The sequence below is a fragment of the Arthrobacter sp. SAFR-044 genome (genome assembly GCF_059414985.1).
In genome coordinates, this window is record NZ_JBPFDN010000011.1 from 112,100 (window position 1) to 126,258 (window position 14,159).

14 protein-coding genes are annotated in these 14,159 nt (G+C 65.9%); 4 read left to right on the forward strand and 10 right to left on the reverse strand.

The genetic code is table 11. From position 1 onward, the window contains the following. Positions 1-8 precede the first annotated feature (8 nt). Positions 9-1,109, reverse strand: a complete 1,101-nt coding sequence (locus tag ACR65J_RS16810; RefSeq protein ID WP_440171211.1) for an RNase H family protein — start codon at positions 1,107-1,109, stop codon at positions 9-11. Positions 1,110-1,252: 143 nt separating this feature from the next. Here ACR65J_RS16810 and ACR65J_RS16815 point away from each other — a divergent pair, with 143 nt between their 5' ends. Next, positions 1,253-2,446, forward strand: a complete 1,194-nt coding sequence (locus ACR65J_RS16815; protein ID WP_440171212.1) for an ABC transporter substrate-binding protein — start codon at positions 1,253-1,255, stop codon at positions 2,444-2,446. Positions 2,447-2,548: 102 nt separating this feature from the next. Here the strand turns inward: ACR65J_RS16815 and groL are convergent, their stop codons facing one another. The 5 genes from groL to ACR65J_RS16840 all read right to left on the reverse strand — a co-directional run bounded on the left by groL (position 2,549) and on the right by ACR65J_RS16840 (position 7,033). Next, positions 2,549-4,183 carry a chaperonin GroEL gene (groL, locus tag ACR65J_RS16820; RefSeq protein WP_214941959.1) on the reverse strand — a complete coding sequence of 545 codons (1,635 nt, stop codon included), beginning with the start codon at positions 4,181-4,183 and terminating at the stop codon, positions 2,549-2,551. Between the two features lie 289 nt (positions 4,184-4,472). Then, positions 4,473-5,708 carry an ABC transporter substrate-binding protein gene (locus ACR65J_RS16825; protein ID WP_440171214.1) on the reverse strand — a complete coding sequence of 412 codons (1,236 nt, stop codon included), beginning with the start codon at positions 5,706-5,708 and terminating at the stop codon, positions 4,473-4,475. Positions 5,709-5,740: 32 nt separating this feature from the next. Beyond that, on the reverse strand, positions 5,741-5,947 hold the full coding sequence (locus tag ACR65J_RS16830) for a cold-shock protein (RefSeq protein ID WP_141180812.1): 207 nt from the start codon (positions 5,945-5,947) through the stop codon (positions 5,741-5,743). Between the two features lie 64 nt (positions 5,948-6,011). Beyond that, positions 6,012-6,653 (reverse strand): LytR C-terminal domain-containing protein, encoded by a 642-nt coding sequence (locus ACR65J_RS16835; protein ID WP_440171216.1) that lies wholly within the window; start codon positions 6,651-6,653, stop codon positions 6,012-6,014. Positions 6,654-6,703: 50 nt separating this feature from the next. Then, positions 6,704-7,033, reverse strand: a complete 330-nt coding sequence (locus ACR65J_RS16840; RefSeq protein ID WP_440171218.1) for a DUF3263 domain-containing protein — start codon at positions 7,031-7,033, stop codon at positions 6,704-6,706. Positions 7,034-7,183: 150 nt separating this feature from the next. Here ACR65J_RS16840 and ACR65J_RS16845 point away from each other — a divergent pair, with 150 nt between their 5' ends. Beyond that, on the forward strand, positions 7,184-7,954 hold the full coding sequence (locus tag ACR65J_RS16845; protein ID WP_440171220.1) for a uracil-DNA glycosylase: 771 nt from the start codon (positions 7,184-7,186) through the stop codon (positions 7,952-7,954). Positions 7,955-7,967: 13 nt separating this feature from the next. Then, entirely contained in the window at positions 7,968-8,807 is an 840-nt protein-coding gene (locus ACR65J_RS16850; RefSeq protein ID WP_440171222.1) for a siderophore-interacting protein, read from the forward strand. Between the two features lie 34 nt (positions 8,808-8,841). On the opposite strand, the gene ACR65J_RS16855 is transcribed toward ACR65J_RS16850, so the two are convergent. The 3 genes from ACR65J_RS16855 to ACR65J_RS16865 all read right to left on the reverse strand — a co-directional run bounded on the left by ACR65J_RS16855 (position 8,842) and on the right by ACR65J_RS16865 (position 12,967). Continuing rightward, the gene (locus tag ACR65J_RS16855; RefSeq protein ID WP_440171223.1) at positions 8,842-10,329 is read right to left on the reverse strand and encodes a threonine/serine exporter family protein; all 1,488 of its coding nucleotides are present in this window, start codon (positions 10,327-10,329) and stop codon (positions 8,842-8,844) included. 34 nt (positions 10,330-10,363) lie between these two features. Further along, positions 10,364-11,680: a peptidoglycan bridge formation glycyltransferase FemA/FemB family protein gene (locus ACR65J_RS16860; RefSeq protein WP_440171225.1), complete on the reverse strand. Its 1,317-nt coding sequence runs from the start codon at positions 11,678-11,680 to the stop codon at positions 10,364-10,366. A 153-nt stretch (positions 11,681-11,833) separates the two neighbouring features. Beyond that, on the reverse strand, positions 11,834-12,967 hold the full coding sequence (locus tag ACR65J_RS16865) for a lipid II:glycine glycyltransferase FemX (RefSeq protein ID WP_440171227.1): 1,134 nt from the start codon (positions 12,965-12,967) through the stop codon (positions 11,834-11,836). Between the two features lie 120 nt (positions 12,968-13,087). Between ACR65J_RS16865 and ACR65J_RS16870 the strand changes: the two genes are divergently transcribed. Further along, the gene (locus ACR65J_RS16870) at positions 13,088-13,633 is read left to right on the forward strand and encodes a TspO/MBR family protein (protein WP_440171229.1); all 546 of its coding nucleotides are present in this window, start codon (positions 13,088-13,090) and stop codon (positions 13,631-13,633) included. Positions 13,634-13,682: 49 nt separating this feature from the next. Here the strand turns inward: ACR65J_RS16870 and ACR65J_RS16875 are convergent. Further along, positions 13,683-14,159 (reverse strand): L-serine ammonia-lyase, iron-sulfur-dependent, subunit alpha (locus ACR65J_RS16875; RefSeq protein WP_440171231.1); only part of this gene is annotated, 477 nt, incomplete at its 5' end.

The window sequence follows — 14,159 nt, forward strand, 5'->3', positions numbered from 1 at the left end:
GGGTACCGTCAGGCCTCCGGAGTTCCCTGGTGGAACCGGAGCCGCCACCGGCCCCCGTCGAGAACCCACAGCGAGCTGCGGAGGATCGTGCCGGAACGTGCGAAGCTTCGGTACGTCAGCAGGACCGCGCCGGTGCCGATGCGGTCAGCACCCAGGATTTCAATATCGGTCCGTTCGCCCGGGTCCTCTTCCAGGGCCATCATCATGGCATCCCGGGTCCACACCCTTCCCGAACTGCCGATCTCCATGAAGTCGGGGTGGAGCAGGACGGCGGTCCGGCCGATGTCTCCCCGCACCAGGGGGCCCAGCAGCTCACGTTCGAGCTCTTCCACCAGCGCTTCGGGCGGGATGGAGCCGGCATGTTGGGTTGCCTCCGCAACTTCAAGGGCTTCGTTTCCGAGTTCACTGAACAGGTCAAGTTCCTCGAAGGCTGAGACCGGGGCAGGAGTTGCCCGCGGCGTTCCCGCGGCACCAGCGCCGCCAGCTGCAGGAACGTTGACGCCGGCTGCAGGCGCCCTGCCGGCCGGCGCTGCCGCGGGGCGGGCCTGCCCAGTGGACGGAATGTCCAGCGTGGCGGACGGGAGTCCGACGCCGGATGCAGGCTGCGCGGCCGCTGGACGCCCGGAGGTGCCAGGGTGGTGGCCGCCCGGGAACCCCGGACCCGACCTTGCTGCCACCCCCTGCTGGTAGGCCGTGGCGGCCGCCCTGGCACGCTCGTCGGCTGCCTCGTTCAGGTCATGGCCGGCGTGCCCTTTGACCCATTCGAAGGTGTAGGTCCTGCCGGCCAATTCCCGGTCAAGTTCCTTCAGCAGTTCCACGTTCAGGACGGGTTTTCCATCGGCCTTGCGCCAGCCCTTGCGCTTCCATCCGGGCATCCATTTGGTAATGGAGTTGATCACGTACTGGCTGTCGCAAAGAATGCGCAGGTCTTCCCCGGGCAGGTGGGCCGTGGCGCGCAGCAGGTCAAGGACAGCCATCAGCTCTCCCTGGTTGTTGGTCCCGTGGGGCCAACCGCCCGCGCGCCAGCAATCGTCATTCACATACCAGGCCCAGCCGGCCGGGCCGGGGTTTCCCAAGGCCGAACCATCAGCCGCTGCAGTAATCGTCACCGGTCCATCCTGCCAGAAGCAACTGACACGCGTACCAACCGCCCGCAGGAAAACGTTTACCAAACATTCTTGACGTGCCCTGGAATGCGCGAAACAATCGCAACATCGTGCGAGAAAGCGGTTTCTGACGCTCCCGCGCAGTTTTGAGAAAGGCACTGCAGTGGGGCAACGAGTACCTGAACGGACAGACGGACAAGGTCATCGCCGCGTTCGAAGCCTCCCACCCGAACATCAAGATCAAGGCCGAGCCCGGAGAATGGTCCAGCTACTGGGACAAACTGGCAACAAAGACTGCCGCCAACGATGCACCCGACGTCATCCAGATGGACCAGAAGTATATTGCCGAATACGGCGGCCGCGGCGCGCTGCTGGACCTCGCCAAGCAAAACGGCATCGACACCGCAAGACTGGACAAGGAGGCCCTTGCCTCGGGCCAGTATGACGGCGCGCAGTACGGGCTGAGCACCGGCGGGAACGCCTATGTCATCATGGCCAACACCAAGGTGTTTGAAGCGGCGGGGGTTCCCATCCCGGACGACAAGACCTGGACGTGGCAGGACTTCGAGGCCACCGCGGCGAAGATCAGCGCCGCAGGTGATGGGAAGTCCTATGGGGCCGCCTATGGCAGCAACGAGGCCGACCTGATCATCTGGCTGCGCCAGCACGGCGAAAACCTGTATTCCGGGGACGGGAAGCTCGACTTTGAGAACGCCACGGCCGCCTCCTTCTGGGAGCGGCTCAAGGAGCAGCGGGATTCGAAGGCCGGCCCGCCGGCAACCGTGGCCACGGAGGACGCCGGAGCCGGGCTGGAAGAGAGCCTCTTCGGTACAAACCGGGTGGCCATGGCTTGGTGGTGGACCAACCAGCTTGGTTCGCTCGAAGCCACCACCGGCAGCAGCATCAAGATGCTGCGCGCTCCGAGCACCGACGCCGCGTCGGCCAGGAACGGCATGTACTACAAACCCACTATGTTCTGGTCCGCTTCCTCCCGCTCGAAGCATCCCCAGCAGGCCGCGGAGTTCATCAACTACCTTGCCAACAGCCCGGAGGCGGGCGCCATCCTGATGACGGACAGGGGCGTGCCCACCAACAGCGAAATCGTTGCCGACATCACGCCCTCGCTGAAGCCCGCCGACACCACCGTGGTTAACTTCCTGAAGGACATTGCGCCGGATATCAAGGATGCGCCCCCGGTCCCGCCGGTGGGTGCGGGAAGCGTCCAGAACGTCATCAAGCGCTACACGGATGAAGTGCTGTATGACCGGCTGACCCCGCAGGCTGCGGCGGACGCCTTCAGGAAGGAAGTCCAGGGGATGCTGGACTCGGCACGGAAGTAAGTTCCGGGCAGGCCCCCTTCCGGGGAGACAAAAATGCGGCCCCCTCCGAAGAGGGGGCCGCATCCTTTATAACTCTGGCGGGGCAGGTCCCGGCCTGGAGGCTTAGAAGCCGCCCATGCCGCCCATGCCGCCCATGTCGTCGCCACCGGCGGGAGCAGCGTTCTTCTCCGGCTTGTCAGCCACAACGGCCTCGGTGGTGAGGAACAGGCCGGCGATGGAGGCCGCGTTCTGCAGGGCAGAGCGGGTCACCTTGACGGGGTCGTTGACGCCGGCAGCCAGCAGGTCGACGTATTCGCCGGTTGCTGCGTTCAGGCCGTGGCCTGCGGGCAGGCCGCGGACCTTGTCGACAACCACGCCGGGCTCAAGGCCGGCGTTGAAGGCGATCTGCTTCAGCGGGGCGTCGATGGCCACGCGGACGATGTTCGCACCGGTTGCTTCGTCGCCGGACAGCTGCAGGTTGGCAAATGCCTTGGCACCGGCCTGGATCAGGGCTACGCCGCCACCGGCGACGATGCCTTCTTCAACGGCAGCCTTGGCGTTGCGCACTGCGTCTTCGATGCGGTGCTTGCGTTCCTTGAGCTCAACCTCGGTTGCGGCTCCGGCCTTGATGACTGCAACGCCGCCGGCCAGCTTGGCCAGGCGCTCCTGCAGCTTCTCACGGTCGTAGTCGGAGTCGGAGTTCTCGATCTCGGCGCGGATCTGGGAAACGCGGCCTGCGATCTGGTCGGCATCGCCGGCACCTTCGACGATGGTGGTCTCGTCCTTGGTGACAACAACCTTGCGGGCCTGGCCCAGGAGTTCCAGCCCAGCCGTTTCCAGCTTGAGACCGACTTCCTCGGAGATGACCTGGCCGCCGGTGAGGACGGCGATATCGGCCAGCTGGGCCTTGCGGCGGTCACCGAAGCCCGGGGCCTTGACGGCGACGGACTTGAAGGTGCCGCGGATCTTGTTGACGATCAGGGTGGCCAGGGCCTCGCCCTCGATGTCCTCGGCGATGATCAGCAGCGGCTTGTTGGACTGCATGACCTTTTCCAGGACAGCAACCAGTTCCTTGACGTTGGAGATCTTGGAGTTGACGATCAGGATGTACGGATCCTCGAGGACCGTTTCCTGGCGCTCAGCGTCGGTGACGAAGTAGGCGGAGATGTAACCCTTGTCGAAGCGCATGCCTTCGGTGAGTTCCAGTTCCAGGCCGAAGGTGTTGGACTCCTCGACCGTGATGACGCCTTCCTTGCCCACCTTGTCCAGGGCTTCCGCGATGAGGGCACCGATCTCGTCGTCACCGGCGGAGATGGAAGCGGTTGCTGCGATCTCTTCCTTGGTTTCGATTTCCTTGGCGGAGTTCAGCAGCTCGGCGGTAACGGCCTCGACAGCCTTCTCGATGCCGCGCTTGAGGGACAGCGGGTCGGCGCCGGCGGCAACGTTGCGCAGGCCTTCCTTGACCAGGGCCTGTGCCAGGACGGTGGCCGTGGTGGTGCCGTCACCGGCAACGTCGTCGGTCTTCTTGGCAACTTCCTTGACCAGCTCTGCGCCGATCTTCTCGTAAGGGTCGTCCAGCTCGATCTCCTTGGCGATGGACACACCATCGTTGGTGATCGTGGGGGCGCCCCACTTCTTTTCGAGGACGACGTTGCGTCCACGCGGGCCGAGGGTGACCTTAACGGCGTCGGCGAGGGTGTTCAGGCCACGCTCAAGGCCGCGGCGTGCCTCTTCATCAAATGCAATGATCTTGGCCATAACGGCAGTAGTCCTTTCGGGACAGTCGTTAAGAATGAACCTTCGCTGCAGTGCCCGCGACGGACGATCCTTTGCCGGCGGCCTCTGTATGCCTCCGGGCGGGGATCTCACTGAAGTGAGGTGTTTCTTTCGCTCCTCGACCGGTGCCGCGCGCCGCCGGCCGGAACCAGGCTTTGCTTAGCAGTCGGTGCGTCAGAGTGCTAAGTCAATAATTAGCACTCCCCAGGTGAGAGTGCAAGCGAAAAGACGCTGCATGCCCCGCGGGGAGCCGCCGCTTCGCCCAGGGCGATCAGCCGGAGTGTCCGGCTGTCTCCCTGCCTGAGAGCGAGGGGTTGTTGTCTGCCCGAAAGGTGTACACGGAGAAGACAGCCGTGGTGATGTCGCCGTTGGAATCGAAGGCAACCGGGCCCGACTCGCCGTCGTAATTGATGTCGGGGCCGCCAGCAAGGCCGCCCAGGCATTCCTTGTAGCTCAGGCAGGGGGTGGCCGGTGTTCCGGCGCCGGAGTGCGGCGTCCCTCCGGAAACGGGAATCAAGTTGGCCGCGATGGAGCGTCCGGCATCATCCTGCGCGCGGGCTGCGGCGAGGCCGGCGAGCGTGACGGCGTCATAGGTTTCGGCAGCGTAGGAGACATCTTTGAGGGCAGGGTCGACCGCCAGCAGCCTTGCCTGGAAGCCGGCGGTGGGCAGCCGTCCCGGGACGATGGCGCGGGCACCCTCCAGGGCCCGGGGTGCCAGGCCGGATCCGTAGCGGGCAAAGGCGCCGTCGCTGAGGATGATGCGCGAACCACTGAGGCCGGCATTGTTGAGTTCGGCCAGGGCGCCCTGTGCGCCCTCGCGGGCAATCAGGACGACGGCGTCCGGCCTGGCTTTGCCGGCGGAGCGTGCGGCCTCGCCGGCGGCCCCGGCCTTGAAACCCGACCCGGGAAGGACCGTGAGTCCGGACTTTTTCGCCGCGTCCGTGACGGCAGCCGAGAGGTCCTTGCCGTAAGCGCCTTCCTGGTAAAGCACGCTGATGGAGGCAGCGCCGGCGTCCTTGGCGAGTTTGGCCAGCACAGGGCCTTGGGCGACGTCGGCTGCGGCGGTCCGGAAATAGTACCCTCCGCTGGCCAGCCCGGAGAGTCCGGCAGCGGTATTGGCCGGAGAAATGAGCGGTATGCGCGCGTGGGACAGGGTGTCCACAGCAGCGTCCGCGTGGCTGGAGTCCGTGGGTCCGACCACCACGTCGGCTTTGGCGGCCGCCAGGTCCTTCGCCTGCCGCGCGGTGTCCTGGTCCGGGTGCACCGGGAGGAGCTCCACCGGCCGGCCTTTGTGTCCGCCGGCGGCGTTCATGTCCTGGATGGCCAGTTTGGCGGCAGCCAGCTGGGGTGCATTAAGGAAAGCATTGTCCCCGGTGTTGTCCAGGATCAGGCCCACCCTCAGGACCCCGTCGCCGGAGGCCTCAGCCGGTTCCACCCTGGCGTTGCCGCCGGCGCCGGCGCAGGCTGTGATCGAAAGAAGTGCTCCGACGGATACGGCGAACGCCACCCGGGCACGGACTCCTGGGCGCAGGGCATGCCTCACTGCGCGGGCCGGACGTTTTCCGCCTGCGGGCCTTTTTCGCCCTCGCCCACATCGAGCTGCACGCGCTGGCCCTCGGCCAGCGCCCGGTAACCCTCCCCCTGGATAGCGGACCAGTGGACAAAAATGTCATCACCGGAGCCGTCAACGGTGATGAAGCCGTAGCCCTTTTCAGCGTTGAACCATTTGACGGTTCCCAGTGCCATGGTGAACAACTCTTTCCGTTGGGGCCAGGTGGAGACCGGGCCGGCGTGACTGGACGGCGTGCGGCTACCGGTAACCCGGGCCCAGCACCACGACGAGCGGTGCCTGGAACTCGGTGCTGCTCACCACGGTGGGGATGTTCAGCAGCGCGGCAAGCGCCTGGGCGCTTGCCAATTGCTGGGGGCCGGCATAGAAGATCACGGAGGACTTCTGCGGGGCTCCGGACCAGTTGCCCACCGGGCCCAGCCGCCAACCGTCGGCCTGGACAGTTCCGCCTATCCGGCTGGCCAGCCCGGCGGTGCCGGCGGCGTTGTAGACGGCAACTGCCTGTGTCCTGTCGACGGTGGCCTGCTGGGTGGGAGTAGCTGTGGGTTCCGGCTCCGGCTCAGTACTTTGGATTGCTTCGGAAGAGGCGGAGGGCACCGGGGAGGCAGTGGGCACGGAAGCCGAAGGCGTGGCCGGCGGGGTGGATCCGGCGCCGGCCAGCGGAGCTGACTCCACGCTTGCCGACGCCTGGGTGGCGGTGGTGTTGAAACCAAGTTTGGGAAGGATCAGGAAGGACACCAACCCAATGGCAAGGGCCGCCACTCCCATGGCCAGGATGGGCCACAGCCGCACGCGGGACGGGGCCGAGGCCGTCCGGTGGACACCTTGTCGCGACGCAGCCTCCGGGACCTTGTCGAATTCATCGCGGGCGTATCTGGTCATGGTGGAAGGACATCCTTGGTGAGTGCGGCTGGTGTGCCCGCAGGGGCGTCTTAAGCGTCGGATCCCAGGCGGCGGGCTGTGCGTGCACGATGGCGCGACGTACGTAGTCTACGCAATCTCTTGACCAGCATGGGATCGTGGGCCAGGGCATCCTCGCGGTCGATCAGTGCATTGAGGAGCTGGTAGTAATGTGTCGCGGAAAGGTCAAACAGTTCCCGGATGGCCTGTTCCTTGGCCCCCGCGTACTTCCACCACTGCCGTTCCAAGGCGAGCATTTGCTGCTCGCGCTCGGACAGGGAGGATTCACGAAGGCTGAAATCCGCCAGCAGGGACTTCCCTGGATCCTGCTCCGGCAGGTCTTCCCGGGCCGGTTCCGCCACGGCACACTCCTTCGCTTGTTACTGTCAATGTCTTACCCCTATGCTAGCCGCCGAATAACAGGGGTGTCATTTGCGCCCCCGCCCCGATGGAGGGTTCCGGCCCGCCCTTTTCTTTAACAGGCCCAGGACCGTCACTGCAACAATGGAACGATGGTTGAATCGGATGCGCTGTTCGAGCTGCAACAGGACCCGGCGGACGCCGTCAGCTTCGCCGGCCTGGCGCAGCTGCCACTGGGAGAGCTGATGGCTCCGGACTGGGCCGCGGCGCTGCAGGGCGTCGAATCCCAGCTCCGGAAGGTCCTGGCGTTCCTTGCAGACGAAGAGGCGGCCGGGCACCAGCTCCTGCCGCCGCCGTCGAGCGTCCTGCGCGCCTTCCGCCAGCCCCTCGCGGACGTGAAGGTCCTCATCGTGGGGCAGGACCCCTACCCCACGCCGGGACACGCCGTCGGCCTGTCGTTTTCGGTTGACCCGCACGTCCGTCCCCTCCCCCGCAGCCTGGTCAACATTTACCGGGAGCTGGAATCGGACCTGGGCATTCCCCCGCGCGTCCATGGAGATTTGTCCGCGTGGACAGAGCAGGGTGTGCTGCTCCTGAACCGGGTGCTCACCGTCAGGGCCGGCGCGGCGGGCTCCCACCGGGGCAAGGGCTGGGAGGAAATTACGACGGCGGCAGTCACCGCACTGGCCGCCCGCAAGTATCCGGACGGGTCCAGGACGCCCTTGGTGGCAGTGTTGTGGGGCAAGGAAGCTGAGGGCGTCCGGCCGCTCCTGGGCGGGGCCCCCGCGGTCACCAGCCCGCACCCCAGTCCGTTGTCCGCGTCCCGCGGTTTTTTTGGTTCCAGGCCGTTCAGCCGCGTGAACCAGCTGCTCCGGGAGCAGGGTGCGCGGGACGTAACCTGGGAACTCCCGCCGCTGCCCTAGCTAGGCTTGCCTTATGAGCACCGTCCCCGCCGCCACAAGCGCAACCAAGAAGAGCCGCCCGCAGGTCAACCTCACCGTGCTGCGGAAGGAACAGCTGTCCCCGCACATGGTCCGGATCGTGGCCGGCGGAGAGGGCTTCAGCGATTTCGTCAACAACGGGTTCGTGGACCGCTATGTGAAGATCGTCTTTCCACAGCCCGGCGTGGAGTACCCGTCCCCGCTGGACCTTTGGACCGTCCGGGAAACCATGCCGCGCGAGCAGTGGCCCTTCACCCGCACCTACACCCTGCGCTGGGTTGATCAGGAGGCGCGGGAACTTGCCATCGACTTCGTGGTCCATGGCGACGAGGGGCTCGCCGGTCCGTGGGCGGCCAACGCCCAGCCGGGTGAGACGATGATCTTTACTGGCCCCGGCGGCGCCTACAACGCCAATCCCGAAGCGGACTGGTACCTCTTTGCCGGTGATGAAGCGGCCCTGCCCGCCATCGCTGCCTGCATTGAGTCACTGCCGGCAGGAGCAACCGGGCTGGCCTTCCTTGAGGTCGGGTCCGAGGCCGACATCCTGCCCGTTTCCGCTCCGGCAGGGCTGGAGATCACCTGGCTGCCCCGCAACGGTGCCCCGGCGGGTTCCAGCGACCTGCTGGTCACCGCAGTGGCGGACGCGGAATGGCCAAGCGGCAGCGTGGATGTCTTTGCGCACGGCGAACGCAGCTACATGAAGGCCCTGCGCGAGGTCTTGTTCAAGCAGCGCGGCCTGGAGCGCCGGCAGGTGTCCCTCTCCGGGTACTGGGCGCAGGGCCGGGTGGAGGACGTGTTCCAGGCCGAGAAGAAACTTCCGGTCGGGCAGATCTAGCCTGGGCCCGGCGGGCGCTGGCCGCGGCCGTTGGCTAGCGGCGGCGCGCCCGGCGCCGCTCGTTGCTCGCCAGGCTGCGCGTCAGCGGACGGGCCAGCACGTCGCCCAGGACGATCCCGCCCGCCGTGCCCAGCACAATGGCACCGGCGCTGAGCATCCCGCCGGCTCCGGCCAGGACCTCGGTTTCCTCAACGGTGAGCACATACATTGACCGGAAAATCGTGAGGCCAGGCAGCAGGATCAGTGCCGCGGGAACAGCCACCACCAGCTGCGGTGCGCCCATCCGCAGGGCCACCACCCGTGCCAGCAGGCCAATGACGACGGCGGCCATGGCGGGTGCAAAACGGTCCCCGACTCCCAGCAGGCCGCAACCCAGCAACACCAGGTAGCCGGCCACCCCAACGGCCGCCGTGGGCAGCAGGAGCTTCCAGGTGGTCTGTTCCGTGATGCCGATGGCCATCACCGCGGCGGCTACGAAGAGGACCAGGACCCACAGATCGTAGGCGGGCGGGAAGGTCTGCGTGACGTCGATGCGCTGCAGCCCGGTCAACTCCCCCACCACGAAGGCAACAGCGATTCCGGCCACGATCGCACCGAAGGTCAGCAGCGTGGACAGGAACCGCCCCGCCGCGGTGACGGGGAAGCCGTTGATGGCGTCCTGCACGGAGGACACCAGGCGGCCGGTAGGCAGGAGCAGCAGGATGCCGCCCACCACCACAATTGACGGTGACGCGGTGAGCCCCAGCTGCCACAGCAGCAGCGCCAGGATGGTGACCACGAAGGAGCAGCTGGCGGTGATGAAGAAGTCGGGCACCCGCCACCGCCCCAGCTGCCGGGCCAGGAGGCTGATGCCGATATTGGCTACGAACGCGATGGCCGAGGACACGAGGCCGCCGCCCAGCACCCCCACAAAAACGGCGGCGAAAACACCGAACGCGGCCGTGACCATCCACCGCGGGTACGGCTTGGGACTGGTGATGGCCTCGTTCAGCCTGCGGATCGCCTCGTCACGGCCCACGCCGCCGGCGACGATGTCGGTGACCAGCTGGTGCACCTTGGCCAGGCCCGCGTAGTTGTTGGTCCATGACCTCACCACGCGCAGCAGGGCGATGGGGGTCTGGTCCTTCGGCGCATAGTTGATGCCGACGGACTGGTTGGTGATGTCCACCTCGATGTTCTTCAGCCCCAGGGCCGCCGTGACGGCGATGATGCTGGTTTCAACTTCCAGGGCGCCGGCCCCGTAGCGGAACATGGTCTCAGCCAGGTGCAGGGCGAAGTCCAAGGTCTTGCGTGCGGACGTGTCCACGCCGCCCACCTGGATGGTGGGATTGGCATAGGGGCTGCCGGCAAGCCGGTCCACGATGCTCAGCGGAGCCGTAGGAGGATTTTCGCCCTGCACCAGCCGGCGCAGCATCCTCTTGGCGGCAGCGTCCTGCCGAAGCTGGGCAGGGGTCAGCGGTTCCGTCTTGGGCAGGCCGTCAGTTGTCGGCCTGGATCCTGGCCGTGGGGGCCGGTCAGTCATGCCCGTTTCCTCCCTGTGTGCGGTTGGTGGATGGTCAGGCTGCGCGCTTCAGCGGCAGTTTGCCCATCAGCGTACGGGCGGCAGCCGCAGCGGACCTGGCCAGCCTGTTGGCGTGGAAGACCGCGGGCCGCACCGGCAAGACGAAGTCCCCCACCAGCTGGACCACCTCCCCGCCGAAGCCCTTCTTGAATTCGTAGCCGCCGTGGCCTTCCTCGTCCTGCCCCGAGATGCCGAACGTGCCGTAGAAGTTGTACCGCGGGTAGCCCTTTTCCAGGGCGTGCAGCATCATTCCCCAGTAGAGGGAGGTTGCACCGTTGAAGTAGATGTAATCCTGGACGGTGCCGCCGATGACGCACACCACCTCATCGCCGTAGCAGACGAAGTGGATGGCCGCCACGGTGGCCGTTCCCACGGAGTCGGGGAAGCGCTCGATGTCCTTCAGGCTCCGCTCGTAGCTGTCCACCAGGTCCTGGACAACCTTGAGCCGGTTGGCTTTTTTCTTGCTGCCGGTCTCCTCCACCTCGCGGCGGAGGTCCGCCGCCGTGGCCGACTCCGCAGCCAGACGCTCGGTGATGGACTTTCGGTAGGCCGGGATGTCGATCTTGGCCATCATCAGCTTGGTGAACTCCGCAGAGGTGGTGCGGAGCAGGTTCTCGTAGTAGGCGCGTTCGCGGTACACGAACCCTTTCTCGTCGCCTGCACGGCTCAGTGCACCGTAGAAATCGTCCAGCGTCTCCAGGGTGGCCTGTTCCAGGAAGACGCCGTTCTTTTCGGCCTTGCGGATGGCCTTCCGCGTCCGGTAACTGGTGCCCATGATCAGTTCTTCCGCGTCCTGGATGCCCACCAGGTTTTTGATGAACATCCAGTTGACGTTGACGAAGTTCATGTCCAGGCCCTGGTGCTGGAATCCGAGGCGTTCCAGGTCCGCCACCAGCGGCCGGTTGTCCTCGATTTCCGGGTGTTCGGCGCCGTCGGCGTCCCGTGCGATGTACCTGATGTTGGGAGAGATCCGCAGTTCAGCAGCTTTGCGGCCTGCCGCGTGCTTGCGGAGAAGTTCGACGACGGCACTCACCAGTTCACGGTCTGCATAGTCCATGAGGGGGCCCTTGGCACACTCGCAGACGGTGTAGCCCAGCCGGGTGGTGGTGTAGTTGAGCTTTCCTGCGGCCACGAGTTCGCCGTCGCGCCGGACCCCGAAGAGTTCCACCTGCTGGCCCCGGGCACGCTGGAAGCGGGCAAAGTCAATGGATTGCAGGAAGCTGTTTTGCGGGTGCTTCAGGGCGAAGGCCTCAAATTCTGCGTCGCTGAGGTTGGCGTATTCAAGCCCGGTCGCGGCGGAAACTGGATTCAAGGGGTGACCTTCTTCTGGACTCTTCGCGGCCGGTGGGCTCGCGCTGGGTGGAGGGGTTCAGGACGGACGGTGTTCAGGGCGGGCGGTGTTCAGGGCGGGCAGCACGGGGCGGGGCCGGCGGGCGCCTGGGCGTGCGGTCCTTGCCGGCAACGGTCAGTAGAACTGCTGCCCGGTTCGTGCGGTTTCGATCCGGCGGAACACCTTTTCCCCACCGTTGACCCAGAGACGGTGCCGGAGCGGGGACAGGATGTAGTCGTGGCAGCCCACAAAGTCGGTGACCGTCTTGGTGAAGCTGGTCTTGAACATGCCCATTCCGTAGAGGTTGTGGGTCTTGTCCTTGATCCGCGCAGCCGGCGGAGTGCCGCAGAAGTCGTACTCCGTGCAGCCAAGTTCCTGCATCCGCCGGATGGCCGCCCACTGCACCAGGTGCGAGTCCCCGTACTGCTTGCGGTTCTGGGTGGAGCCGCCGTCCTTGTACGTTGCCTTGGCCCCGTAGTTGATGACGAAGGCACCCACGCTGGGTTTCCCGTCCTCATAGACGAAGAAGAAGTTGCCCTGGCCGCGGTTGCAGAACTCGTCCCAGAACCGCTCGTAGTAGTCATAGCTGCGCAGGGGCATTGACCCCTTTGCGCTGACGGTGTTGGCCATCAGGTCGTACAGGGCGCGGTAGGTCTCCGGTCCTTGTTCCTGCCGGACCACCTGGCAGCCCTCACGCTCTGCGCGCCGGATGGCGTTCCTGGCGCGGGAAGAGATGGCTTTGAATACTTCCTCTTCCGTGCCGGAGATATCCAGCAGGGCGGTGGAATCGTTGGACTGGATATTGGGGGCTTTGGCCAGGTGGGCGGCTGCGAGTTCCCGCCGCGCCTGCTCGGAGTCGATGATGTCCGGTTCCACCTTGATGGTGAAGACATTCAGCTTCCTGCTGCGGACCAGTTGCGCGCACGCTTCGAGCGCAGGTCCCAGGTCTGCTGCACCGGCGAGGTCAGGGCCCTTGATGAGGTACCAGAGCCGTCCCAGGATGGGAAAGCTTTTTTCCAGCACCAGGTTGTAGCTGGAATTCCCGCCGCCTTCGAGCACCAGGAACCGGATTTTCCAGCCGCTTCCGTTCTTGACCGATGCGTAGGCGGCAGACTGCAGCATGTTGCCGCCGTTCGGGTTGGCCGTGACGTGCTTGTCCCAGTTCTCAATTTCCTCGGCTGTGGCAAAACGTGCGGTGAATTCTCGCAAGGGGGCCGTGTCCAATCGGGTTTGTGCGCGGTTTCGGTACTTCTGGATGCGTGCGGACATGCAGCCTCAAGTCTAAAGCCTCATACGCTCCCGGCTTTTCTCCGGCGTGCCCCGGACGGCACCCACGGGGTGCGGAGCGCCGCCTTGACGAAGCTCGGGAGGTTCAACAAGGGTTGGGGTATGAGGCCGGATGGGGAACAGCGCGCCGCTCCCGCAGGACGCGGCAGGCAGCCGTACAGTGCCGGGGTCCAGGCGGCAGGGCTTGCCGGTTTCCTGGTGGCGTCACTGCTGGTGGCGGCCCTGGGCGGCCTGGCTTCAGCGGCCAATGTCACGGGCTGGTACGCCACCGCGGACAAGGCCCCCTGGTCTCCGCCCAACGGCGTGTTCGGCCCGGTGTGGACCATCCTCTACACGGCAATGGCCTTGGCGGCGTGGCTGGTATGGCGTAAACGTACCGATGGCACACGGCAGGCCATGGTGGTGTATGCCATCCAACTGGCCCTCAACCTGGCCTGGACCCCGGTGTTTTTCGCCCTTTACCCAGCCCTTGGTACGGCGGCCCTGTGGTTGGGGTTGGCCATCATCGTGGCCTTGGTTGCCGCGGTTACGGTGACGGTGCTGCATTTCGGTCCCATCAGCCGGACGGCGGGACTGCTCCTGCTGCCCTACGTCTCATGGCTGGTGTTCGCTGCAAGCCTGAACTGGTGGGCGGCAACACACAACTAGGCTCACGGGCATCGCTCGGGCCGCCATGCTGCCGGGTGTCGGCGGGGTGTCAGCATTCGACGACGTTGACGGCGAGGCCGCCCATGGCGGTTTCCTTGTATTTGGAGGACATGTCTTTGCCGGTTTCGCGCATGGTGATGATGACTTCGTCCAGGGAGACGCGGTGGGTGCCGTCGCCCCAGAGCGCCATTTTCGCGGCGTTGATGGCCTTCGCGGCCGCGATCGCGTTCCGCTCGATGCATGGGACCTGGACCAGCCCGCCGATCGGGTCACACGTCAGGCCCAGGTTGTGTTCCATCGCGATTTCGGCGGCGTTCTCCACCTGGGCGGGGGTGCCGCCCATGACCTCGGCCAGGCCCGCGGCGGCCATCGAGGACGCGGACCCGACCTCGCCCTGGCAGCCCACCTCGGCCCCCGAGATCGAGGCCTGTTCCTTGTAGAGCACCCCCACGGCGCCGGCGGCGAGCAGGAACCGCACCACCACGTCGTCCCGGTCTTCCTGGGTGGCCTGGTCCATGCCCGGGGC

What these genes read in the sequence shown, in the direction of transcription:
- groL (WP_214941959.1), bottom strand. Translation starts at nt 4,183, where the DNA reads ATGGCCAAGATCATTGCATTTGATGAAGAGGCACGCCGCGGCCTTGAG.
- ACR65J_RS16830 (WP_141180812.1), bottom strand. Translation starts at nt 5,947, where the DNA reads ATGGCACTGGGAACCGTCAAATGGTTCAACGCTGAAAAGGGCTACGGC.
- ACR65J_RS16835 (WP_440171216.1), bottom strand. Translation starts at nt 6,653, where the DNA reads ATGACCAGATACGCCCGCGATGAATTCGACAAGGTCCCGGAGGCTGCG.
- ACR65J_RS16845 (WP_440171220.1), top strand. Translation starts at nt 7,184, where the DNA reads ATGGTTGAATCGGATGCGCTGTTCGAGCTGCAACAGGACCCGGCGGAC.
- ACR65J_RS16850 (WP_440171222.1), top strand. Translation starts at nt 7,968, where the DNA reads ATGAGCACCGTCCCCGCCGCCACAAGCGCAACCAAGAAGAGCCGCCCG.
- ACR65J_RS16855 (WP_440171223.1), bottom strand. Translation starts at nt 10,329, where the DNA reads ATGACTGACCGGCCCCCACGGCCAGGATCCAGGCCGACAACTGACGGC.
- ACR65J_RS16865 (WP_440171227.1), bottom strand. Translation starts at nt 12,967, where the DNA reads ATGTCCGCACGCATCCAGAAGTACCGAAACCGCGCACAAACCCGATTG.
- ACR65J_RS16870 (WP_440171229.1), top strand. Translation starts at nt 13,088, where the DNA reads ATGAGGCCGGATGGGGAACAGCGCGCCGCTCCCGCAGGACGCGGCAGG.